The organism is Rhizobium sp. C104 (assembly GCF_022354505.1).
Taxonomy (GTDB): Bacteria; Pseudomonadota; Alphaproteobacteria; order Rhizobiales; family Rhizobiaceae; genus Rhizobium; species Rhizobium redzepovicii.
In genome coordinates, this window is sequence record NZ_CP092348.1 from 1,729,275 (window position 1) to 1,752,330 (window position 23,056).

The window sequence follows — 23,056 nt, forward strand, 5'->3', positions numbered from 1 at the left end:
CATCATGAGTGAGACCAAAAGCCGTTTCGTCGTATCGGCCGACTGGCTGCAGGCCGAACTCGGCAAGCCGGATCTGCGCGTCGTGGACGCCTCCTTCTATCTGCCGGCGCAGAAACGCGATGCCGATGCCGAATATGCGGCCGGCCATATTCCCGGCGCCATCCGCTTCGACCAGGACAAGATCGCCGACCATTCGACGTCACTGCCGCACACGATCCCCTCGGCCGATTATTTTGCCGCCGAAGTCGGCCGGCTCGGCATCAGCGAGAACGATCGCATCGTCGTCTATGACGGCATCGGCCTGTTCGCCTCGCCGCGCGTCTGGTGGCTGTTCCGGGTGATGGGCGCAAAGAACGTCTTCGTGCTCGATGGCGGTCTCGACGGCTGGAAGGCCGAGGGCCGCCCGCTCGAAACCACCCTGCCCAGCTATTCGTCGGCGCGTTTCACGCCCGATTTCGACGAGAGCCGCGTGGTGACGCTCGATACGATGCGCGACATCGTCTCCAGCGGCGCGATGCAGATCGCCGATGCCCGCAGCGCCGGCCGCTTTGCAGCCGCCGAACCCGAACCGCGTGCCGGCATGCGCTCCGGCCATATGCCCGGCGCTCGCAGCCTGCCATCCAGCGTCTTCGCCAACCAGGGCCGGTTAAAGTCGCTGCCCGAACTCAGGCAGACGATCGAGGACGCCGGCATTGATCTTTCAAAGCCTGTCGTCACGTCCTGCGGCTCGGGAATCACCGCCGCCATCATCACGCTGGCGCTGGAATCGCTCGGCCATCACGACAACAAGCTTTATGACGGCTCGTGGAGCGAATGGGGAAGCCGTGACGATACGCCCATCGTCACCGGTCCGCCGACGCCGGTCAAAGTCTGATCGCCATGGGAAAGGCATCCGCTTCGCTGAAAGCTCACATCACCCGGCTCGAAATGACGGCGCCGCCAAAGGCAAGCATGCCGGTGCCCGTCAACATCCAGACGGCGATCATGCGCGCTCCCGAGATCCCATTGCCCTTCTACCGCTATCTCTACCGGCAGGTGGGTGCGCGTTGGCAATGGGTGGACCGGTTGCGCATGAGCGACGAGCAGCTTGCCGAGACGCTGAACGACAAGCGCAACAATATCAGCGTTCTCTATGTGAACGGCGCACCCGCCGGCTTCTACGAATATTTCTGCGAAGACGAGGATATGATCGAGCTCAGCCATTTCGGCCTGATCGAACATGCGCTCGGTCTCGGCATCGGCAAATGGTTCCTGCTGCAGGCGCTCTATGCCATCTGGTCGCTCAATCCGAAGCGGGTCACCACCACCACCAACAATCTCGACCATCCGCGTGCGCTGCAGCTCTACCAGATGTACGGCTTCTCCCCCGTTTCGACCGGTACCGGCATCGTCCGGCCGCTCAGCGACAAGGAGCTTCTGGAGCTTGCGCGGAAAAGCTGACGGATGCTTTCCTGACGTAGGCAGAACTGGTTAACGCTGCGTCAGGCTGTTCGGGCGGCGCGGGTCGTTGCGGCGCTCGAAATCGAGCGTGCGGCCCGACTGTTCCTTCAGTTCCGCCACTTCCCGCCGCAGGGCTCTCAGCTCTTCCAGTATTTCTGCATTCTGTTGCGCCAGCAGCGCCAGATCGACGTCGGCCAAGGCCTTCTCCTTTCGCCTGACAACGTACGTCCAGAAGATACTCCGCTTTTCACTCTCCGGCGATCTCTTATGCAGACGCAGGCAAGAATCGGGTGGCTTGCCCGCTCGTACAGGTGCATTTCATGGCGATCACAAAGGAGATCTGCCATGACCGCCATTCGTTTTGTTGCCATGCCGACGACCGACGCCGAACGCCTCTGGAACGGCGGCCGCGACGCCTATGACAGGCTGCCCGAGACGATCGTCTCCGATGGTCCCGGCCATCCCTGCCGCCATTGCCTTCAGAATATCGATGCGGGCCAGGCGTTGCTGGTCTTTGCCTACCGGCCCTTCCCCGAGCTGCAGCCCTATGCCGAAACCGGCCCTGTCTTCCTGCACAAGCAGCCTTGCGCACGTTATGCCGCCGAAGAGATCATGCCGCCGATGCTGACGACGAGCCGTGACTTCATCGTCCGCGGCTACAGCGAGAACGACCGCATCGTCTACGGTACCGGCGCGGTGACTGAGATCGGCGATATTCCGGCCTATGGCAAAGAGCTGCTGGGACGATCTGATATCGCCTATGTGCATGTGCGTTCCGCGCGCAACAACTGCTTCCAATGCCGGATCGATAAGGTAAAGGCGCCGGTCCTGGCGGAAACCGGCGCCTGATAGGCGGAGGGCGAAGCGCAACAGGAAGTCGTCAACTCGCCCGCGCGCTCCTTCTGCCGTGATCGCCGAGGCGGTTTCTGTTTCCCCTGACGAATGCTGTCGGGATCGCGCACCCTCGAATCCTATTAAACGCCACGCAAGGCAATGATCCGCGAACCTGCGGCCGCCTGCCGTTGGTGTGCGAGCGGCGCATATTCGGGCGATGCAAAGAGACCACGGATGGCATCCATATCGTGAAACTCGATGATCAGCATATTCGTCGCCTGCCAGCCTTCGAGTTCGAGCGGCGCGTCATCGAGCGCAATGAGGCGGCCGCCGGCCTTTGCCACCAGAGGCAGGGCCTTGGAGCGGTAATCGGCAATGGCTTCGGGGTCGTGGATATCGAGATCGACAACGAGATAGGCGGACATGTTCATATCCTTTCAATCAATGTGAAGTTTAGGGATGTTTTTTTGCGTGCAGCGGCGCGCTTTATGGCAAGTGCCGCCACTTGACCATGCGCTTCCGGAGATCGAGTGTGCTGCCATCCACGGTGAAGCTGCCGTCACCGCGATGATGCATGGTCCGTCGTTCCTTGCGGCTCTCGTCAATCCGGATCCTCTTTGCTTCGAGGATGAAGAGATTGTATCGCTCGACGAAGCTCGGATCGGCAACACGGCATTCGATATTGGCAAGGCAGTCCACCAGCAACGGCGCCGCGACATCCTTTGCTGGACGAGTCCTCAGGCTGAACCGCTCGAACTTGTCCACCGTGTCACCGGAGCAATTACCGATGTCCACCACGGTTTCGGCAAGATCGACGGCTGGAATCGCGATCACGCATTCGCCGGTCTTTTTCAAGGTCTGGTGGCTGAAGTCCCAAGGGCCGATGACGCAACCGATCAGCGGCGGTGCATGCTGGATCATCATGTGAAAACCCATCGTCATCACATTGGGCGTTCCCTCAAGGCTCGTCGTCACAAGAACGATCGGACCGGGTTAGAGCAGGCGATAGGTCTGGGAAGCGGAAATCTCATTCATCGTCCGGCTCCTTCGCGAGTCTCTTCCCCGCATGTATGCGGGGAAGCTGAAAGACCTTCTGGTGTGGTTACCAGCCCTGTTCGACCGGCAGAACGAAGAGTTCCGCGACATTCACATGGGCAGGCGCCTGCGCCGCGAAGACGATGGTGTCGCCGATATCTGCGCCCTGCAGGAACGTCATCTGCTTGGCAAGGTCGTCCATCTGCTTGATATAGCCAGGCTCCGTGATGTGATCATACAGCTCGGTCGCCACGGCGCCTGGCTGGATGCAAGTCACCCGAATGTTGTGCTTCTGGCCCACTTCCATGCGCAGGCCATCGGAGAACGCGGCCACCGCATGTTTGGTGGCGCAATAAACCGACAGGCCTTTGAAGACCTTGCGGCCAGCAATCGACGACATGTTGAAGATGTGGCCCGAATGTTGATTGATCATCTGCGGCAGAACTGCAGCAGTGGTGTTCAGCAGGCCTTTCACATTGACGTCGACCATCCGGTGCCATTCGTCGACTTTGAACTGATCCACATCCGAAAGCGGCATCAGGCCAGCATTGTTGACGAGAATGTCGATCGAACCATAGGCACCCACCAGCTTTTTGACGCCGGCTTCGACGGAGGCTGGATCGACCACGTCCATTTCGATGACGAGGGCTTCACCGCCCCCAGAAGCGATCTCCTTTTGGAGGCCTTCAAGTTTGTCGGTGCGACGGGCGGCGATACCGACCTTTGCGCCGGCCTCGGCGAGCTTCAACGCGGTAGCGGCACCGATGCCGCTCGAGGCGCCGGTGACCAGCGCGATTTTTCCATTGATATTCGTCATGGTTTATCTCCTTGACTAGGCGCCCTTCCAACCGAAAGGACGGTCATGTTCGACAAGGAGGAACATAAAGAGGAGTGATCGATCCCTCTCTCGGGACCTTGCGAGACCTGTCGGGATCTTGCTCAAATCCGCAAGGACCAAGCTGAAATGCTAAAGCATGTCGCACAAAAGTGTGCAGCGGTTTTGCGACAACGACATGCGTAGAAACTGAGACCTAAAGCGCAATGAGCGAATCTGAAAAAGATCGCGACGCGCTTTAGCTGCGACGGTAGTCGCTGGGGGAGACGCCAGCCTCCCGGCGGAAAATCTGAGCAAAATGGCTAGGGCTCGAATACCCCACGGACATGCCGATCTCGATGATGCTGGTGCTGGTTTCCTGCAGAAGTTGCTGGGCTTTGGCTATGCGTTGGCGAATGAAATAATGGGATGGAGAGAGGCCGGTGGCCTTCTTGAAGAGGCGGCTGAAGTGAAAAGCGCTCATGCCGGCCGTTTGCGCCAGACGTGCGAGATCAAACGGCTCTTCAAGGTTGGCTTCCATGAATGCGATCGCCCGCCGTAGCTTGGCGCCCGGGAGGGCATTTGACGGCCGTGCCTCTGCGTCGAATGTTGCATATTGTCGGATAAGGTGAACAGCGAGCGTCTGCGCCAATCCCTGCACGAAGAGCCGACTTCCCTGCCCTTCTGCCGTCAGTTCAGCATGGATCAGTTCCAGCATGCTGGAGAGATGTTGGTCGCGGCCACCCGATATGTCGCGCAGGCGCATGGCGCTGGCAGCCTTGCCGAGAACCCCTTCCGCCACCCGGTCAAACAACGGAACGGAGAGATAGAGATGCATTACCTGGAAAGGTTCGTCTCCCTCGGCGTGCCAGCGCATTTCGTATGGCGTAGGCGACCGCGTCAGAAAAAAGTCCCCGACTCTGACTGTATTGGCCTCCCACTCCCCGCCCAGATCGCGTTCCTCGACACATGCCTGACCTGAGATCACCCAAACAACGAGAGGCTCGGCGACCGCTGGGACAAGAAAGGGATGTTGCACCTTCAGGCGGGAAAACACCTGCACGAATATATCAGTCCAGGCTGGTCCATCCCCGCTGACAAGTGTCCTGCCGGCAATATATGTTTCGAGGCCGATAGGTGATGTTCGAAGCGGAACCGGCGATGTTTGCTCTCGACTATCAACCGTCATTGCTGCTCCGTTTGGATGGCGACTGCCCATCGGCATGATACGATGGCAACTGATCGGGCGGGACACAACTCGTCGCGCTGCGTGACGAGGAAAAGCATAGCCCCAACGCCGCCAACGGTCGCGGTTCGATTACAGGTGCGCCGTCATACAAAGAAGGCGGCATCCCTTCGGATACCGCCCTGCCGGCCGAAAATAGCGCAGTAAGTCGTCACCTAGAGTCAGCTAGCTTACGCTACGTTCAGCACGCTCTCCGGCGCAAAGGCTTCGTAGCCAAGTGCGTCGGCGACCGGCTTGTTGGTGATGCGGCCCTTGTGGACGTTGAGGCCGTTCCTCAGATGCTTGTCTTCGGCGACGGCACGCAGGCCGCGATCGGCAAGCGCCAGGCCGTGGACGAGCGTGGCATTGTTCAGCGCATGCGCCGAGGTGACGGGAACAGCACCCGGCATGTTGGCGACGCAATAATGCACCACGCCATCGACCTCATAGGTCGGGTCGGAATGGGTGGTTGCATGTGAGGTCTCGAAGCAGCCGCCCTGGTCGATGGCGACGTCAACAATGACGGAGCCTTTCTTCATGCCGGACAGCATCTCGCGAGTGACGAGCTTCGGCGCAGCCGCACCGGGGATCAGCACGGCGCCGATGATGAGATCGGCCGAGAAGACCTCCTCCTCCAATGCCTGGATGCTGGAATAACGGGTGTGAACGCGGCCTGAGAAGATGTCGTCGAGCTGGCGAAGGCGCGGCAGCGACCTGTCGAGGATGCTGACATCGGCGCCGAGGCCGGCGGCCATCCTGGCGGCATGCAGACCGACGACGCCGCCTCCGATAACCGCGACCTTGCCCGGCAGCACGCCCGGCACGCCGCCGAGCAGGACGCCGAGGCCGCCATTGGCTTTCTGCAGGGCGGTCGCGCCCGCCTGGATCGACAGGCGACCGGCGACCTCCGACATCGGTGCCAGCAGCGGCAGGCCGCCGCGCTCGTCGGTAACCGTTTCATAGGCGATTGCGGTGACGCCGGAGGCGATCAGACCCTTGGTCTGTTCAGGATCGGGCGCCAGATGCAGATAGGTATAGAGAAGCTGACCGTCGCGCAGCTGCGCCCATTCTGAGGGTTGCGGCTCCTTCACCTTGACGATCATGTCGCATTTTTCGAAGATATCCTTGGCGGAGGCGGCAATCTTCGCGCCAGCCGCGGCATAGGCGGCGTCATCGGCGCCGATCCCGGCGCCCGCCTTGGTTTCCACCCAGACCTCGTGGCCATGGGCGACGTATTCGCGCACCGAAGCCGGCGTCAGGCCGACGCGATATTCATGATTCTTGATTTCCTTCGGGCAACCGACACGCATTGGCGTTCCTCTCCTGTCATCCCGCAACCGCGGATCTCCTCGGATGATGAATCCAACCACCAAGGCGATGAAATGTCCTTGCAAAGACGATTTGCCGAAACGCGATTTTTCGGAGATTATTGCGTTGTCATCGTTATTTTTCGAAAGTTCTTCGAATGGCCGATCTCGATACCATCGATCTTGCGATTCTTAAGGTGCTGCAGGCCAATGCACGCATCACCAACGCCGAGCTTGCCGAAAAGATCGGACTGTCGCCTTCGGCCTGTTCGCGCCGGCTCGACATTCTGGAGAGAAGCGGCGTCATCGGCGGCTATCACGCGCGGCTTTCGCATAAGGCGCTCGACTATAAGATGATCGCCATCGTGCATATCTCGCTCTCCGGCCAGTTCGCCAAGACCCTGGCGGAATTCGAGGCGGCGGTGAAGCTCTGCCCCAACGTGCTCGTCTGCTACCTGATGTCGGGCGAATATGATTATATCCTCAGGGTCGCCGCCCGCGATCTCGAGGATTATGAGCGCATCCATCGCGACTGGCTGTCGGCCCTTCCCCATGTGGTCAAAATCAATTCGAGCTTTGCACTCAGAGAAATCATCGACAGGCCGAATGTCGGGCTTTGAGACCTTGCATCTTCGCTGAAAGCCTGACCAGACTCTCGGTGTTTCCCGCTCAACGGCATGTCATGACATCGAAGACCCACGGTTATATTTTCGCTCTGCTGGCGATTACCATCTTCTCTCTCCAGGACGCCATCTCGAAACATCTGGCGTCTGCTTACCCGCCGATCTTCGTGACGATGATCCGCTACTGGGCCTTTGCGCTGTTCACGATCATCCTCGCTTCGAAGATGCGCGGCGGCCTCAAGGCAACGGCCCACACCAAACGCCCGCTTCTTCAGGTGGTGCGCGGCGTGCTGCTTGCGGTCCAGGTGGTTCTGGCCATCACTTGTTTTGCCATAATCGGCCTTGCCCGTTCACAAGCGATCTTCTCAGCGACGCCGATCCTCATCGCGCTGCTGTCAATGCCGATCCTTGGCGAGCGGGTCGGCTGGCGGCGGTGGGTGGCGATCGGCGCCGGACTTTTCGGGGTGCTGCTGATCCTGAAGCCGGAAGGCGAGTTTTTCGATGTGAAACTGCTTCTGGCTATCACTTCCTGCTTCAACTTCGCCTTCTATGTCATCGCGACCCGTCTCGTCAGCCGCGACGATTCGGCGATGACCAGCTTCTTCTATACCGGCGTCATCGGCGGCATCACCATGACCATCATCGGCCCGTTCTACTGGAGCTGGATGTCGCCCGGAGACTGGGGCTGGATGGCGCTCGTCTGCATGACCAGCATTTCCAGCCACTATTTCCTGATCCGCGCCTATGATCTTCTCGATGCCGCTGCCGTCCAGCCGCTGACGTATCTGTCACTGGTCTACGCCTCGATCATCGGCGTGACGATCTATGACGAAACGCTCAGCCTCAACACGATTATCGGCTCGATCGTCGTCGTTGCCGCCGGCATCTTCACCGTCTGGCGCGAACATGTCGTGGGGCGCAGAGCCGCCATGGCCAACTGAAGTTTCATTGCAATTTTAGCCAAGCCACTAAAACCATTTCAATTTTCGGGCGCTATGCTCCCCTGACGTATCCAAGGGAGACCGTATGACCCGCAACTTGAAAATCACGGCGCGAAAAGCCGACCGGCAAAACTGCCGGGTCTTCGGCAGCGTCAAACATCTGAACAGTGAAGTGGATGCCCGCATTCTCAATCTGTCGGTGACCGGCGCTGCCCTGGAGACGAAGACGCCGCTCCATGCAGCCTCCGGCAGCAAGGTGCGCATCGAAGCTGAAAACCTCGGTCTGCTCGAAGGCATCATCCGCTGGAAGCACAACGGCCGTGTCGGCATCCAGTTCGACGTGAATTCGAATGCGCGGGCACAGGTCTCCTCCTATTTCCGCTTTTTCCATAAGGAAATTCGGCCGGTCCTGGCGGTGCGTCAGCTTAGAGCCGCGACCAACGCCGACCGCCCACCTCACTTGGCAACGTCGACGCCGAAACCGTTACGCTGAACCGCCTTCGCGCCGAAGATCCGGCTGAGATCGTCCAGTCGCAGCGGCCGACGTTGACGTCCAGATTGACCGCGCCCTGGCTGCGGCAGTTGGCTGCGGCAGTCAGGCGCTGAGCCTATAATTGATCCTGTCCCCGTCGGCCCCGTCTGCACCATAAATTGCATTTCAAAACCACATCGCCCTTGCTACTCATTGTTTTGCCGTCCTGTCATTTTTGCAGTGTACTCCTCGCCAAATCGTCCTAATTCTGACGGGCCGGACGATGCATGATCCTTCAAGGAGAGTTTCGATGTCTTCCATTTTCGATGTCGGCGTGATGAGCCGCCGTTCCCTGCTTGGCGGCCTTGCCGCCACCTCCGCCCTGGTGCTGCTGCATCCCTTCAGCGCGCGAGCCAGCGCCAACCAGGCGCATCTCCGGCTGATGGAAACGACGGATATTCACGTCAACGTCTTTCCCTATGATTATTATGCCGACAAGCCGAACGACACGATGGGGCTTTCCCGCACCGGCACGATCATCGACAAGATCCGCGCCGAGGCCGTCAACTCGCTGCTGATCGATAATGGCGACGTGCTGCAGGGCAATCCGATGGGCGATTACATGGCCTATCAGCACGGCATGAAGGACGGCGACGTCCATCCCGTGATCAAGGCGATGAACACGCTCGGCTACACGGTAGGAACGCTCGGCAATCACGAGTTCAATTACGGGCTCGACTTCATGTTCAAAGTGCTGTCAGGCGCGAACTTTCCCTTCGTCTGCGCCAATCTGACCAAAGGCCAGCTCGCCTCGGACCCGAAGCAGGACGATCTGTTCTTCAAGCCCTACATGATCGTGGAAAAACAGATCAAAGACGGCGCCGGCAATGAGAGCCCGGTCAAGATCGGCTTCATCGGCTTCGTGCCGCCGCAGATCATGCTCTGGGACATCAAGAACCTCGAAGGCAAGGCGCAGACGCGTGATATCGTCGAGGCCGCCAAGGCCTGGGTTCCGGCCATGAAGGAAGCCGGCGCCGATATCGTCATCGCGCTTTCCCATTCCGGCATCGACGGAGCCGCGCCGTCCGAAAAGATGGAAAACGCCTCGCTGCATCTCGCCGCCGTCGAGGGGATCGACGCCATCTTCACCGGCCATCAGCATCTCGTCTTCCCCGGGCCGAAGAGCTGGGACGGCATCGCCAATGCCGATCCGGTCAAGGGCACGCTGCATGGCAAACCTGCCGTGATGGCAGGATTCTGGGGCTCGCATCTCGGCCTTATTGACCTGCTCCTCGAAAAGGACGGCAACAGCTGGAAGATCGTTGATTTCACCTCGGAAGCACGGCCGATCTATCATCGCGACGACAAGAAGAAGGTGGTTGCCGATTACGCCGACAAGAAGGACGTGGTCGAAGCCGCCAAGGCCGAACACGAGGCCACCCTTGCCTATGTCCGCACCCCCGTCGGCAAGACGTCGGCACCGCTCTACTCCTACTTCGCGCTCGTCGCCGACGATCCCTCCGTGCAGGTCGTCAGCCAGGCCCAGACCTGGTACATCAAGCAGATGCTGGCCGATACCAAGTACAAGGATCTGCCGGTGCTTTCGGCGGCGGCCCCCTTCAAGGCCGGCGGCCGTGGCGGCGCCGATTACTATACCGACGTCCCGGCCGGCGATATCGCCATCAAGAATGTCGCCGACCTCTATCTCTACCCGAATACGGTGCAGGCCGTTGCCATCACCGGCGCCCAGGTGAAAAACTGGCTGGAAATGTCGGCCGGCATGTTCAATCACATCGACGCCGGCGCGAAGGATGCGCCGCTGCTCAACAACGATTTCCCGTCCTATAATTTCGACGTCATCGACGGCGTGACCTACCAGATCGACCTGTCGCAGCCGCCGAAATATGATTCCTCCGGCAAGGCGATCAATCCGGATGCCAACCGCATCCAGAACCTCGCCTTCGACGGCAAGCCGATCGATCCCGCCCAGAAATTCGTCGTCGTCACCAACAACTACCGCGCCGGCGGCGGCGGCAGTTTCCCGGAGATCGCCACTGATAAGGTGATCTTCCAGGCGCCGGACACCAACCGCGATGTCATTGTCCGCTATGTCCACGACCAGGGCACGATCAATCCGTCGGCCGATGCGAACTGGACCTTCAAGCCGCTGCCGGGCACGACGGCAACCTTCGAGAGCGGCCCGAAGGCAAAGCAGTTCCTCGCTGCGGTCAAGAGCGTCAAGATCGAGGATGCCGGCGACGGTGCGGACGGCTTCTCGAAGTTCAGGCTGGTTCTCTAACCAAAAGAAATACGAAGGCGCGTCGGCTGCGCCTTCCCTATTCGGCCGCGAGCGGGATTGCGGGGTCACGCAGTTCCGCGATCTGGGCGTGGAAATCCGCCTGGCTCGGGCAATGGGTAAGCCGGGTGCGGAACGCGTCGATCATCCAGGTGGCGGCAGGTCCGGGCGGGTTGGCGAGCCGGCGCATCGAATAGATGGGATACTCCCCCTGTTCGTAGGCATCGAGATCGAGATGGATGAGCACGCCGCTCAGGAGATCGTCATGGATGAGCGATGCCGGAAGTCCGCCCCAGCCAAGGCCGGCCTTGATCAGCTGATGCTTCGTCGAAATATCGCTGACGCGCCATGTTTTGTAGGACAAAACGTTGAAATCGCGCCCCTTCGTCAGGCCCGACGCATCGGTGACGACGAGCTGCACCTCATCGCGCACGTCGCCGAGCGTCAGCGGCCGGTCGAGCCCGGCAAGCGGGTGGTTAGGCGCGGCGACAGGCATCATGAAGGAGTGACCGATCCGTTCGGTGACGACCGAATCGTCCTGCTTCAGAACTGCTCCGCCGATGCCGATCGTCGCCTTGCCGCCCATGACCAGATCCATGACCATTCCGAGCTCGCCGACGTTGAGGTTCAGCGAAACCGATGGGAACATCTCGCGGAATTCGTGGAGCACATCAACCACGGCCTTTGAGGGCACCATGACGCTAATGGCAACGGAAACCTCCGCTTCGAGCCCTTCCTTCAGGCTCTTGACGCGCGCCCGCATGACCTGCAGGTCGCCGAGGATACGGCGCGCATCCTCCAGCATCGCCCTGCCCGCCTCCGTCAGCTTTGGCTGGCGGGCGCCGGAGCGCTCGAAAAGCGGCACTTCAAGCTGCGCCTCGAGATTGGCGATCGTATAGCTGACGACCGACTGAGCCCGGTTCAGCGCCCGCGACGCAGCCGAGAAGCTGCCGGTCTCGGCAACGGTCAAAAACACCTGCAATTGGTCCAGGGTCGGGTTCGGAAGCATATCCATCCATTCCATCGATAGTTTCGATCGACATTATCACCGTTTTTTCGATAGCAAGCCAGACCTATTTTCCGCTTCGAGACTGCGGCTCACCTCCCAAAACGGGCCGACAAATCCAATTCGAAAGGAAATGCACCATGTCGTCCATCCTTCTTCTGACGTCCAGCCCGCGTGCCGAATCGCTCTCGACGCCGATCGCCGTTGAACTCGCCGAGAAGCTGAAGAACCAGAATCCAGGCAGCGTCCTCGTTCGCCGCGACCTTGCCGCCAGCCCGCTGCCGCATATCGACGACCTCTTCACCGGCGCGATCCGCAAGCCGGCCGAGGCCCGCACTGCCGAGGAAGTCGCCGCCGTCAAGACGTCTGACGAACTCGTCAACGAACTCTTTGCCGCCGACACGATCGTCATCAGCACCGGCCTCATCAACTTCAACATCTACTCCTCGCTGAAGACCTGGATCGACAACGTCGCCCGTGCCGGCCTGACGTTCAAGTACACGGAAAGCGGCCCGGTCGGCCTGCTCACCGGTAAGAAGGTTTACGTGGTGCTTACCTCGGGCGGCGTCTACTCGCAGGGACCGGCTGCCCCCTTGAACCACGCCGTGCCGTATCTGAAGTCGGTTCTCGGCTTCCTCGGCATCACCGACATCGAGACCATCTACGTCGAAGGCCTCGCCTTCGGTCCTGAAGCTGCCGAAAAGGCCATCGACGCTGCCAAGACGCGCGTCCAGGAAATCGCGCTGGCCGCTTAATCGGCTCTTCAACGCTTACCATAGTGCAGCGGCCGGCATTCGCCGGCCGTTTGTCATTTGTCGATAGCAGCGACAAAATCCCGGACCGTCTCGAGAATTTCGGCCGACAGAGCCTCATCGGAGGAAATCCTGGCAAGGCCGACGCCGCCGGCCATCATCGCGAAGGCGATGACCGCCTTGCGCCGTCTTTCCGCGTCGGCTCCCGACGCCTTGCTCGCCAAAGCCTCGAAATTAAGCCGGAGCCGTTCCGTCGCAATCCCCCGCGCCTTGTCGTCGCCACGGGAGATATCGGAGGTCAGGGCGGCGAAGGGGCAGCCCTCGCCGGGATTGTCGCGATGATAGGCGCTCAGATAGCGGTCGGCAACATCGGCGGCCGTCATCTTCGCCGGGTCTATCCCGTCGGCCTCCAGCTTGCGTCCCCATGAATCGAAAGCCGACTGGATCGCCTCGGCGACAAGATCGTCGCGGGAGGCGAAGTGCTTGTAGAAGCCGCCAACGGTCAATCCGGCCTCCTTCATCAGGTCGGCGACGCCGACACCTTCCAGCCCCTCCTCTCGCAGCCGCCTCGACGCAGTCTCCACGATCTTTTCGTGCGTCTTCTGTTTTTCCAGCTGCGAACGACCCATCCGAATTCTCCCGTATCAATTTCGAACGAGCATGATGTCGGTCGAAAACCGCTTATACTTTTCGGCATCATGCTGCTTGACTCATGTAGATTACAATCATAATCCTTGTAGATAACGATCATAATCCAGATCGTTGCCATTTCCAAGAGGAGCATGAATCATGCGTCTAAGAAACAAGGTCGCGCTGATCACCGGCGGCAACAGTGGTATCGGTCTTGCGACCGCCAAGGTCTTCATCGACGAGGGTGCAAAGGTCGTCATCACCGGCCGCAATCCCGAAACGCTCGCCGCCGCCGAAAAGGCGCTTGGGGCCGGCGTCGTCGCGCTGAAGGTCGATGTCACCGATGCCGCCGCCACCGAGAAGGCCTTTGCGGAAGCCGCCGCAAAGGTCGGCAAGTTCGACATCGTCTTCGCCAATGCCGGCATCGGCGGCGCGACACCGCTCGGTGACACGTCGCCGGAGCAATTCAATCAGATCATCAGCACCAATCTCACGGCCGTCTTCTTCACCGTGCAATCGGCGCTGCCGCATCTCAGCGACGGCGGTTCGGTCATTCTCAACGGTTCGGTGCACGCCGTGCTCGGCGCTCCCGGCTGGTCGGCCTATGCGGCGACCAAGGCCGCGGTCCGGGCGATGACGCGCAATATGGCCTCCGAACTCGCGCCGCGCGGCATCCGCGTCAATCAGGTGACACCCGGCGGCACGAAGACGCCGATCTGGTCGCCGATGGCCCAGACGGAAGATGCGATGTCGGCGCTCGAGGCGCGCATCGGCGGCATGAGCCCGCTCGGCCGCATGAGCGAGGCCGACGAAATCGCCAAGGCGGCGCTCTACCTGGCTTCGGATGATTCTGCCAATGTCACCGGCATCGAGATCACCGTCGACGGCGGCATGACGAGTGCCCCCTCCGGCGCCAAGATCTTCCGCGCCGCATGAGCCAGCGAGGGTCGGGCAAATCGGACTTGCCCGCCCTCGATCAGCGGTTCCTTGCGCGGTCGACCACACGAAGCAGGACGATTGCCAGATTGGCGACGGCAAGCAGCAGCAGGACATGGAGCATGGCCTGGATCCCGGAGGAAACGATGAGGTTGCCGGCGATCAGCGGAAAGCCGAAGACGCCGATGAAATAGGACAGCGAGAACAAGAGAAGCGATTGCGGCATGAGACCTGCGGGCGCTTCATTTGCTGCCAGTCCGTTGATGACGGAATAGGTCAGCCCATAGCCCAGGCCCAGCATTGCCGCGGCTCCGAGATAGGCCAGCTGACTTGATGTCACCACCAGGAACAGCAGGATGGATGCCAGCGTCACGCTCGTCAGCACCAGAAGCGAATAGAATGGATCCCTCTTCACCACATATCCCGCCACGAACAGCCGGCTCAGGATGGCGGCGGACATGAAGCCGATGAAGAACAGCGAATAATCGAAACCGTGCGCCTTGGCGTAGCTTGTCTGAAAGCTGGAGAGCCCGCCGAAAATCGCCCCGCCGATGCCGACCATGGCGATGGAATAGATCGCCCGCGAACCTATCACCTGACGCGCTGCGGCAAAGGAGATCTTGTTGACATGCGGCAAAATCTTGCCGGCATTGGTCAGCCTGAGATGCAGCAGGAAATAAAGCGCGCCGCCGGCGAGACTGGAGAGGAAAGCAAAGGCGAAGGCCGTTTCGATCGGAAGGGCCCAGCCGGTGGCAATACGGCCGATGATCGGTCCGGCGCCGATGCCCGACATCATCGATCCCGACAGCAGGGCGAAGAACCTGATCCGGTGCTCGGGTTCGGTGATCGCCGCCACCAGAATAGGCCCGAGCGCATAGAAAGTGCCCCAGCCGATGCCGAGGACGAAACCGACGGTCATCAGGCTAAGCCCGGCTGCCGGGACCGTGGCAAATCCCAACCCGGATGCCGCCAGAAAGAGCGCTGAAACCGCCACCGCCCGCGCCGAGCCGATGGCATCGGCGATGTGGCCGGACAGGATCACGAGAATGACGGTGCTGACGGTCGCGGCCGAAATGATCAGGCCGGCGAGCGCCTCGTTGCCGCCGCGCTGACCGACCAGCACCGGGATCAGAAAGGTCACGCCATAGGCGATCGACAGAAGAAACCCGCCGATGCACAAAACGGCAAATTCGCCGCCATCGACCTTCCTTCGCACAGCTGCATCACTCATATCTCCAAGCCCCTTGCAGGAAAGCTGATCCGTTGCGGCAATGGAGATCACGTTTGCATTGTGCTAACAAGCCGTTTTTATTGTTATTATAACCCATTGAAAAGGCATGATATCGCTGTCAGGCGTTTCGGTTTATGCAACATCACAAACACCGGCAGCGGACGCACTGCGTTTGATCGGGTCAACCGAGTTGCACGACACCGGAACGGCCGACGACACAGTTGCGGCCGCTCTTCTTTGCCGCGTAGAGCCTGCCGTCGGCAGCCGTCAGCACGGCGGTAAAATCGACGCCGTCCTCGTCGGCGGTCGCAACACCGATGCTGACCGTGACCGGCTTGTCATCCGGCGTCTTGACGCTGGTGGCGATCGTCCAGCGCAGGCGTTCGGCAAGCAGCAAAGCTTCCTCGTGATCGGTGCCGGGGCAGACGGCGACGAATTCCTCGCCGCCGAAGCGGAAGATGCGGTCGCTCGAGCGCAGCGTCGTACCGAGGCGGGCGGCGATCGCCTTCAGCACCTCGTCACCCTGGAGATGCCCATAGCCGTCGTTGACATCCTTGAAGTGATCGGCATCGATAATCAGGACCGTGGCGTAGAGACCCTGTCTCAGCGCCTCACGCATCATCAGCGGCGCCTCCACCTCCATGCGCGTCCGGTCATAGACGCCGGTCAGCATGTCGCGACCGGTACGCTCCAGAAGATCGTTGTAGCGCTCGCGGAACGTCAGGTCGCCGAACACGTCGCTGATCGAACGCGCGGAGCCGGCCTTGCCGCCGCGGCGAATACGATATTCATAGATTGCAAACATTGCCGCATAGAGGCAGACGGCAAGCATTTTCGCCTTCCAACCTGCCCAGAATGCGGCGATCGGCACATCCAGGAAATAATTCAGCGCTGCAAAAAAGCCGATCTGGTCGAAGGTCAGCAGCACGAAGCCCGAAATCAGGAAACGCAGGACGACGCGCCGGCGGAAGAAATCGCCGAGTTTTTCGTAAAGCAGAATGATGCCGAGCGAATCGACATAAAGCAGCGCCGTGCCCCAGACCATCAGCCAGCCCATCTCCTGGAGGAAATCGACATCCGGCGTGTGGGCGGGCGACATCTGCAGCGGCAGGTGCAGTTGCAGCACCCAGGCAATGCCGACGGTGAGCAGGTTGCCGAGGAACAGGCCATAGATCGGCTGGCGCACCGTCGCGGCATCTTCCTGTAGGTAAAGCATCAGGATCATCATCAGCTTGCCGGAGAAGAAGACCGACGAGCCCGGCGACACATCCCCGAACGGCAGCGAGACATAGAAGACCGCCGCCAGGTAGGTTTCCATGAAATGCATGACGCCGAGCGCCGTCAGGAAAACCCCGAGACCGAGCCGATGACGGAAGTGCAGAAGCGTCACCATCAGCACGAAATAGGCGACGGCTTCGACGACGAAAAGGGCGAGGTTGAGCGTCTCCATCACCATACCCCGGCTTCAGGCCGGCGCCCTGGACGGAACGCGGGCGCAACGGTCGCGACAGCGGATCCTTTGGTCGATTGTCCGAAAAAGTCAAACACGAGGGCGGCCCTGCACATGCTGCAGGCGACACCTTTGACTGCAACCCTTTAAGATTGCGTGAGCGAGATGCCGATCCGCGACGGTGTCGCCGCGTCACAGGATTGAAAAAGAAGAATAATTGCGGCCACGCATGGATGCGACGGATATCCCGGTCTCAGACCTGACGAAGCTTCTCACCGTCACCAAAGAGTGACGAACCGTGCTGATCGATAATCTGCTGCGCCTTGCGCACCGTGCATTCGAGCGCATCGTCGGAGGACGAGAACAGATCGGCGCGGATAAAATTGCGCACCAGAACCTCGTCGCCGACCTTCTTTTCGATGCGACCGGCAAGGCGATATTGGCTGCCTTCCCTGCGCGGCTCCGCGTAGATCGTGCAATCGTTATAAAGCTGCGGCTCGCCGGAAGGGCCTGCCGCCTCGGAAGCCGGTTTGCCGCCGCCGGAGAACATCGAAAAGAGATTTGAAAGGAACGAAGCCATGATCCGCCTTTAGCACGATGGCATTGCTGTCGCCAAGTCAAATGATCAGGTTGGCGAGGATCTCGTTTTCGGTGATATCCTCGTAACCCATGCCGGCGGCTTCGAAATTTCCGATCAGCCGGGCGAAATTCTCCGGCGCCTTGGTTTCGATGCCGATCAGGATCGAGCCGAAATTGCGCGCCGATTTCTTCAGATATTCGAAGCGGGCAATATCGTCGTCAGGGCCGAGCAGATTGAGGAAATCCCGAAGCGCGCCGGGGCGCTGGGCGAGCCTGAGGATGAAATATTTCTTCAGCCCTGCGTAACGCATGGCTCTTTCCTTCACGTCAGGCAGGCGCTCGAAATCGAAATTGCCGCCGGAGACGACGGCAACGATGGTCTTGCCGCGGATCGCCTGAGCGTCCATCGCAGCGATCGCCGTCAGCGACAGAGCGCCTGCCGGCTCCAGCACGACGCCTTCGACATTCAGCATCTCCTGGATGGTGACGCAGATGGCGTTCTCCGGCATCAGCTGCACTTGGCTTGCCGGGAAATCGCGCAGCGCGGCGAAATTCAGGTCGCCGATGCGGGCGACGGCAGCGCCGTCGACGAAGTTGTCGACCTTGGCAAGCGTCGTCACCTCACCTGCCTCGATGCTGCGCCTCAGACTCGGTGCGCCGGCGGGCTCGGTGAAGACGAAGGCCGATTTCGGCACGATGCCGTCAAGATAACCGGTGATGCCGGCGGCAAGCCCGCCGCCGCCGACCGGCAGCACGACCATATCGGGGACCGTTCCCTCAGGCAGCTGCTGCATGATCTCGGCGGCGACCGTCGCTTGCCCTTCGATAATATCGGCATGGTCGAAGGGCGGCACCATGACGCCGCCGACCGCTTCGACATGGTCGCGCGCGGCCTGGTAGCACTGGTCGAAGAAGTCCCCGAACAGCCGGATGGTAATGAATTCGGCGCCGAACATGCGGGTCTTGTCGATCTTCTGCTGCGGTGTCGTTACCGGCATGAAGACGACGCCCGGCACGCCGAAATGGCGGCAGACGAAGGCGAAGCCCTGGGCGTGATTGCCGGCCGAGGCGCAGACGAAGGTCTTGCCGGCAGCACCCTGCCCGATCGCCTTGCGGAAGAAGTTGAAGGCGCCGCGGATCTTGTAGGAGCGCACCGGCGATAGATCCTCGCGCTTCAGCCAGATATCGGCCCCGTAACGCGCCGAGAGATGATCGTTGAGCTGCAGCGGCGTTGCCGGAAAAAGGCTGCGCATTGCCTCTTCGGCGCTTTCGACATCAAGTCTCGTCACGGGCGTGATCCATTCTCATAATGATACCGCCGCTATGGCACAGGCCGGCCGGCATAGGAAAGGCCGCTTCGGCCGTTTACGGTTCGGTCCAAGCCCTGTTTGCGAAAGCTTTTCTTAAGCCCACCGCGAAATAGCCGGCACATGAACTGATTTTAACTGTCAATGAAAAGACGAGCCACTAAATATGAAGCCATGATCATGTTCAAATTCGCAAGGCCGCTCGCCTGGCTGCTGCTCGCCTTAATCATCTTTGTGACGGTTTCGCCGATCGGGCTGAGGCCGGAGACCGTTACGACTGTCGATACCGACCGCGCGAGCGCCTATATTCTTGTCGGCCTCGCCTTTGCGCTCGCCTATCCGAAACAGTGGAAATTGGTGGCCGTGCTGCTGATCGCTGGTACCGTCGCCATCGAATATCTGCAGTACCTCTCGCCGACGCGCCATCCGCGCCTGCATGATGCCGGCATCAAGGCCATGGGCGCCGCCATCGGACTGCTGGCCGGCTGGGTGATCAACAGGTGGCGCGAGACGCTGATTATCTCCGGTTAAAAACCGCGAAACTCCACGGCCCAGAAGAACAGCGGTATTGCAGCAATCGCGGTTCCCAGAACAAGCGCGATACTGGTCTTGAATATCCGGATGCGCCGAACCCTGGCACCAGTCCAATCGTAAACCATCGCCTTACTCCCACAAGACAACACTTACTCAACCGCCGCGGCGCAATCCTTACACCGAAAACGCTCTTGTCAAGCAATAACACGCTTATATCCACAATATACATGTATATTCAACCGGTATTAAGCAGGTGCGTGGGCAAGCAGAACCGAACCCCGCATTACCAGGGCCGATAGACTGTCGCTGAGATCCGTTACACTTGATCGGCGCTGGGGACGACTATGATCCCATCAGTGCAGCGCCGGATTGGTGCTCGGCGGCGAGGAGGTCAAATGCCCCTCGCCGTCTCTCGCGCCTGTGCACGAATTCCTGAAGATCGCAATCCGGAACGCAACGGCGCTATGGCGCCAATCATTCAACCCTAGCCGTCATAATGGCCAGAGAATGCCGCTTCCGCTGACTTGACCGTGACAGCCACATTCACGCCCTTTGTCACCGTCGCGCCGGTGGCGCGAAGATCGGTCACGACTTTCAGGCCGCCCGCCTTCGGGACCGGGAGCGGCAGTACTGTGCCGGCGTCCAGATCAGCGACCCATAGCCCGTCTTGACCATCAACACTAATAACAACAACTGTAGCCATGTTTTTGCCCTCTCTAACGATTGATGTTTAAAATCCAGCTTTCTTCAGGCCTTCACGATAAAGATCTTTATGCCATTGCTCTTTACTTGGTACTGCGGACAACCACTTGTCCACATCGAAGTCCGGATTGCCTTCACGAAACCTTCGTACGAAGATCCGCGCCTTGTCCTGATGACCCAACATGGCCCAATTTGCAGCGGACAACCTATCCGCTAAATGAGGATCGGCCATCTGCCCGATATAGTCCAGCGAAGCTTCGAATTCGCCGAGGGCATAGTTTGCTCCCGCAGCAGTCCAGAAATAGGTGTCGGGACCGAGCGGGTTCAGCTCGATTGCCCGCTCGATCTTTCGCAAGGCCATGGCCGGGAGCGAACAATGAACCAGCGTGTCCGCGTAGTCGGCAATCACGTCGGCGTAGTGCGGGGCGAGGCTTTCCGCCACTTCCATGGCTTCGGCGCTTTCATCGAAGGCACCCTGCAACAACTTGGCGACACCGAGCTCGCGATAGCCATCGGCGAAGTCCGAACGCATCTCGGTGACCTGCTTGGCGAAGGTCTCCGCCAACTGCAAAAGATCGATATCTCCCCGAGCCGTCAGCAACCATTCCTTGGAGTAGGTCCGCGCCATCGAACTTAGCGCCGGTGCGAAATCGGGGCTGACGCTGAGTGCGGCTTTCATCTCCTTGCGGACGCGCCGCAGGTTCGGAAGCGTCAACCGCGCCAGATGCCGCCTGCCGACAAGATATCTGTGGTAGGCAACCGGGTTCAGATCTTCGCGCAACGCCTCATGACGCTCGATTTCGCTGGATACGGAGAGAGCGATCTGCCGGGCAACAACTCGCCTGTCTCTGGCGAGATCCATACGATCGAGGCTGAACCTTTCGGCCCAGACGATCTGATTCTGATCGAAAAAGATCAGTTGGGCAAAGAGCGTCACCTCATCGCCCATATTGCTGATCCGGGTGTCGAGGATATAGTTGACGCAATGGCGTTCGAAGAAAGCCTTCTGCGTCTCCACCTGGTGGCCGATTTGAACCGCCGAATACGGGGCTATGACCTCCAGGCTGTTGAAGACACAAAATCCGATCGTTATATCCTCCACCAAAGACGCAGCTAAAAAACCGGCTTGCGGCCGAGCGGATTGATTTTTAGGGGGAAGCAGCACCAGGCGGGGAATGGAAATCCGGATATCTTCGGGCTCCAGGGGAAGAGAAGCCTCAAGTTTCGCCTTTGACGACGCGGATGGCGGGCGCAGGTATTTCGTGTCACCGTCGTCGGATCCGGTACGCGCGGAACTGCCTCTCGATGTCGCACTGCGCCGCTGTTCGAAATAGCTCCGAAGTAATTCGACTTCCCCTTCCGCCTTGAGGATCTTTATGAGCAGTTGCAGCGTCTCGGGATCCTTCGGCTCGGTCCGAAACAAGATAACCGCCGCCTTCCTCAGGAGTTCGGCGTTCTTTCGCGACGGGGCCAGCTGCGACGCCGTTCTCAAAGTATTGGCGAGAAGCTCGTTATGGTAATTTTCACGTTCGGCGAGCCAATACTGAAACTGGCGGCTCTGGCTGTGAACCGGCTCGAGAAAAGGCTGGTTCATCAGCGTCACCAGCTGTCTCAGCCGGGAGAACGGCTCAACCTCTTCCTCCTTGTCGGCCAGGAGCATGTCAGACGATAGTGCCCCCCGGTCGAGAGTGAGCACGTTGCCCTGAGATGAAAGGATGTTTACCCCAAGATCGATTTGACGGGCCTTAATTCTCGAAATCACCTTCCGCAAAGTCGACAGTGCAACCTCCCGGTCGGCCTCGCCCCAAAGGAAGCGAGCCAAGGTCGTTCGATCCGCCGAACCTTGATCGGTTGTAAACAAATAGGCGAGAAGCAGCAGGCCTTTCTCGGGAAACGCGACAGCGTTCCCCTCCTCGTCGACGAGCTGCAACCTCCCGAAGGTCTTCAGAACAAAAGCCATTTTGCCTTTTAAGTCACCACATGTCCCGGCGCTCACAATGAAAAGTGAAGTGCACGTATTGCAACAGTAAAAATCGCGAACTCTACCCCAGCCAGCACTTTGTCCCAATGTCCTGCGAAATTCAACAAGCTTCTGTCGCAGGGGTTGTGTTAAGTTTTCTACGCTGACTGGCATGAAATTTCGCAATCGACTGTCGCGCCCGGCATGGGGACAGCGTCAATTTAAAACTTCCTAATGTTCAGTTGCTTGTCGGAGCTTTGATCGGCGCACCGGATTGTCGCTTTACTGCCGAATGCAGCCGGACATTCGAGCGACCGGGTATGGAGGGCTTCCAGCGTTTGAAACGGAATCGCACCTCGCCACTGAATATCGGTTGAGAATGCCGCCTCTCTTTGTTAGCAGGGAGAACCACGCGGACGTGGTGGAATCGGTAGACACAAGGGACTTAAAGCAAAATTGAGTGCACTGGCGGAAACGCCTGATGTAGAACTGCTCAAAGTCGGGGAAACCTGTCAGATGGCAATCCCGAGCCAAGCCCCGCAAGGGGAAGGTGTAGAGACTAGACGGGCAGCACCTAAGGCAGACGCTAGGGTGAAGGTATAGTCCAGACCACAAACGCCGGAAGGCGGCGGCGAAAGCCGTAGCGGTAAGAAAATCCCTCGGCCTTAGGCTATGCGGGTTCGACCCCCGCCGTCCGCACCATATGCCATACAAATCAGGCCACCCATGAGAAGATGGGCGTCACCGCAGCCCTGCGGGTTTCATTGCGAGGGAAAACCGTTGAACCGGTACAGTTCCCACCCAAATCCGTCTTTCAGCAACAAAGTCGATTCCGGCAACATTCGCGATATGGTTATTTGCGCCAACCCAAACTTGGCGGCGCCAACGCGTTCGGCCAACAATTCCTGTTTCTCCGTCACCCGGATAAAGTACCGGATGTTGTTACGTTTGACGAAGGCGTCCACATCATTTTCGGAGTCGG

At 59.6% G+C, this 23,056-nt stretch carries 25 protein-coding genes; 10 read left to right on the forward strand and 15 right to left on the reverse strand.

Annotated features, from left to right (window positions below; genetic code table 11):
• Positions 1-4: 4 nt before the first annotated feature.
• Positions 5-874, forward strand: coding sequence for a 3-mercaptopyruvate sulfurtransferase (gene sseA / locus MF410_RS09700; protein WP_097625242.1), 870 nt, complete (start codon positions 5-7; stop codon positions 872-874).
• 5 nt (positions 875-879) lie between these two features.
• Entirely contained in the window at positions 880-1,440 is a 561-nt protein-coding gene (locus tag MF410_RS09705) for a GNAT family N-acetyltransferase (RefSeq protein ID WP_131711709.1), read from the forward strand.
• Positions 1,441-1,470: 30 nt separating this feature from the next.
• Here the strand turns inward: MF410_RS09705 and MF410_RS09710 are convergent, their stop codons facing one another.
• On the reverse strand, positions 1,471-1,677 hold the full coding sequence (locus MF410_RS09710) for a hypothetical protein (RefSeq protein WP_343228872.1): 207 nt from the start codon (positions 1,675-1,677) through the stop codon (positions 1,471-1,473).
• A 108-nt stretch (positions 1,678-1,785) separates the two neighbouring features.
• On the opposite strand from MF410_RS09710, the gene MF410_RS09715 reads away from it, so the two are divergent.
• Positions 1,786-2,289, forward strand: coding sequence for a DUF1203 domain-containing protein (locus MF410_RS09715; protein WP_097625240.1), 504 nt, complete (start codon positions 1,786-1,788; stop codon positions 2,287-2,289).
• A gap of 125 nt (positions 2,290-2,414) precedes the next feature.
• On the opposite strand, the gene MF410_RS09720 is transcribed toward MF410_RS09715, so the two are convergent.
• The 5 genes from MF410_RS09720 to ald all read right to left on the reverse strand — a co-directional run bounded on the left by MF410_RS09720 (position 2,415) and on the right by ald (position 6,658).
• Positions 2,415-2,699, reverse strand: coding sequence for a DUF1330 domain-containing protein (locus tag MF410_RS09720; RefSeq protein ID WP_027684966.1), 285 nt, complete (start codon positions 2,697-2,699; stop codon positions 2,415-2,417).
• A 61-nt stretch (positions 2,700-2,760) separates the two neighbouring features.
• Positions 2,761-3,258, reverse strand: coding sequence for a flavin reductase family protein (locus MF410_RS09725; protein WP_239620416.1), 498 nt, complete (start codon positions 3,256-3,258; stop codon positions 2,761-2,763).
• A 118-nt stretch (positions 3,259-3,376) separates the two neighbouring features.
• Positions 3,377-4,126: an SDR family oxidoreductase gene (locus MF410_RS09730; RefSeq protein ID WP_097625239.1), complete on the reverse strand. Its 750-nt coding sequence runs from the start codon at positions 4,124-4,126 to the stop codon at positions 3,377-3,379.
• Positions 4,127-4,382: 256 nt separating this feature from the next.
• On the reverse strand, positions 4,383-5,312 hold the full coding sequence (locus MF410_RS09735; RefSeq protein ID WP_097625238.1) for a helix-turn-helix domain-containing protein: 930 nt from the start codon (positions 5,310-5,312) through the stop codon (positions 4,383-4,385).
• 227 nt (positions 5,313-5,539) lie between these two features.
• On the reverse strand, positions 5,540-6,658 hold the full coding sequence (gene ald / locus MF410_RS09740; RefSeq protein ID WP_097625237.1) for an alanine dehydrogenase: 1,119 nt from the start codon (positions 6,656-6,658) through the stop codon (positions 5,540-5,542).
• A gap of 155 nt (positions 6,659-6,813) precedes the next feature.
• On the opposite strand from ald, the gene MF410_RS09745 reads away from it, so the two are divergent.
• From MF410_RS09745 to MF410_RS09760, 4 genes are all read left to right on the forward strand, one after another.
• Positions 6,814-7,275, forward strand: a complete 462-nt coding sequence (locus tag MF410_RS09745; protein ID WP_003587050.1) for an Lrp/AsnC family transcriptional regulator — start codon at positions 6,814-6,816, stop codon at positions 7,273-7,275.
• Positions 7,276-7,337: 62 nt separating this feature from the next.
• Entirely contained in the window at positions 7,338-8,219 is an 882-nt protein-coding gene (locus tag MF410_RS09750) for a DMT family transporter (protein ID WP_097625236.1), read from the forward strand.
• A gap of 85 nt (positions 8,220-8,304) precedes the next feature.
• Positions 8,305-8,712: a PilZ domain-containing protein gene (locus tag MF410_RS09755; RefSeq protein WP_097625235.1), complete on the forward strand. Its 408-nt coding sequence runs from the start codon at positions 8,305-8,307 to the stop codon at positions 8,710-8,712.
• Positions 8,713-9,001: 289 nt separating this feature from the next.
• Entirely contained in the window at positions 9,002-10,990 is a 1,989-nt protein-coding gene (locus MF410_RS09760; protein ID WP_097625234.1) for a bifunctional 2',3'-cyclic-nucleotide 2'-phosphodiesterase/3'-nucleotidase, read from the forward strand.
• Between the two features lie 37 nt (positions 10,991-11,027).
• Here MF410_RS09760 and MF410_RS09765 read toward each other — a convergent pair whose 3' ends face one another.
• Positions 11,028-11,996 carry a LysR family transcriptional regulator gene (locus MF410_RS09765; protein ID WP_239620418.1) on the reverse strand — a complete coding sequence of 323 codons (969 nt, stop codon included), beginning with the start codon at positions 11,994-11,996 and terminating at the stop codon, positions 11,028-11,030.
• A gap of 137 nt (positions 11,997-12,133) precedes the next feature.
• Here MF410_RS09765 and MF410_RS09770 point away from each other — a divergent pair, with 137 nt between their 5' ends.
• Entirely contained in the window at positions 12,134-12,748 is a 615-nt protein-coding gene (locus tag MF410_RS09770) for an FMN-dependent NADH-azoreductase (RefSeq protein WP_097625233.1), read from the forward strand.
• A gap of 53 nt (positions 12,749-12,801) precedes the next feature.
• Here the strand turns inward: MF410_RS09770 and MF410_RS09775 are convergent, their stop codons facing one another.
• Positions 12,802-13,374, reverse strand: coding sequence for a TetR/AcrR family transcriptional regulator (locus MF410_RS09775; RefSeq protein WP_097625232.1), 573 nt, complete (start codon positions 13,372-13,374; stop codon positions 12,802-12,804).
• Positions 13,375-13,534: 160 nt separating this feature from the next.
• On the opposite strand from MF410_RS09775, the gene MF410_RS09780 reads away from it, so the two are divergent.
• Complete coding sequence (locus tag MF410_RS09780; protein WP_012557430.1) at positions 13,535-14,311, forward strand: glucose 1-dehydrogenase; 777 nt, start codon at positions 13,535-13,537, stop codon at positions 14,309-14,311.
• Positions 14,312-14,351: 40 nt separating this feature from the next.
• Here the strand turns inward: MF410_RS09780 and MF410_RS09785 are convergent, their stop codons facing one another.
• From MF410_RS09785 to ilvA, 4 genes are all read right to left on the reverse strand, one after another.
• The gene (locus tag MF410_RS09785; protein ID WP_097625231.1) at positions 14,352-15,542 is read right to left on the reverse strand and encodes an MFS transporter; all 1,191 of its coding nucleotides are present in this window, start codon (positions 15,540-15,542) and stop codon (positions 14,352-14,354) included.
• 181 nt (positions 15,543-15,723) lie between these two features.
• Positions 15,724-16,995, reverse strand: a complete 1,272-nt coding sequence (locus MF410_RS09790; RefSeq protein ID WP_097625455.1) for a GGDEF domain-containing protein — start codon at positions 16,993-16,995, stop codon at positions 15,724-15,726.
• A gap of 250 nt (positions 16,996-17,245) precedes the next feature.
• Positions 17,246-17,572 carry an HlyU family transcriptional regulator gene (locus tag MF410_RS09795; protein WP_003587069.1) on the reverse strand — a complete coding sequence of 109 codons (327 nt, stop codon included), beginning with the start codon at positions 17,570-17,572 and terminating at the stop codon, positions 17,246-17,248.
• Between the two features lie 37 nt (positions 17,573-17,609).
• Positions 17,610-18,860, reverse strand: coding sequence for a threonine ammonia-lyase (gene ilvA, locus MF410_RS09800; RefSeq protein ID WP_097625230.1), 1,251 nt, complete (start codon positions 18,858-18,860; stop codon positions 17,610-17,612).
• Between the two features lie 192 nt (positions 18,861-19,052).
• On the opposite strand from ilvA, the gene MF410_RS09805 reads away from it, so the two are divergent.
• Positions 19,053-19,409 carry a VanZ family protein gene (locus MF410_RS09805; protein ID WP_097625229.1) on the forward strand — a complete coding sequence of 119 codons (357 nt, stop codon included), beginning with the start codon at positions 19,053-19,055 and terminating at the stop codon, positions 19,407-19,409.
• 487 nt (positions 19,410-19,896) lie between these two features.
• Here the strand turns inward: MF410_RS09805 and MF410_RS09810 are convergent, their stop codons facing one another.
• The 3 genes from MF410_RS09810 to MF410_RS09820 form a co-directional block, all read right to left on the reverse strand.
• Entirely contained in the window at positions 19,897-20,115 is a 219-nt protein-coding gene (locus MF410_RS09810) for a hypothetical protein (RefSeq protein ID WP_097625228.1), read from the reverse strand.
• 27 nt (positions 20,116-20,142) lie between these two features.
• Positions 20,143-22,074 (reverse strand): hypothetical protein, encoded by a 1,932-nt coding sequence (locus MF410_RS09815; RefSeq protein ID WP_097625227.1) that lies wholly within the window; start codon positions 22,072-22,074, stop codon positions 20,143-20,145.
• A gap of 761 nt (positions 22,075-22,835) precedes the next feature.
• Positions 22,836-23,039 (reverse strand): hypothetical protein, encoded by a 204-nt coding sequence (locus MF410_RS09820; protein ID WP_239620343.1) that lies wholly within the window; start codon positions 23,037-23,039, stop codon positions 22,836-22,838.
• Positions 23,040-23,056: the final 17 nt, after the last annotated feature.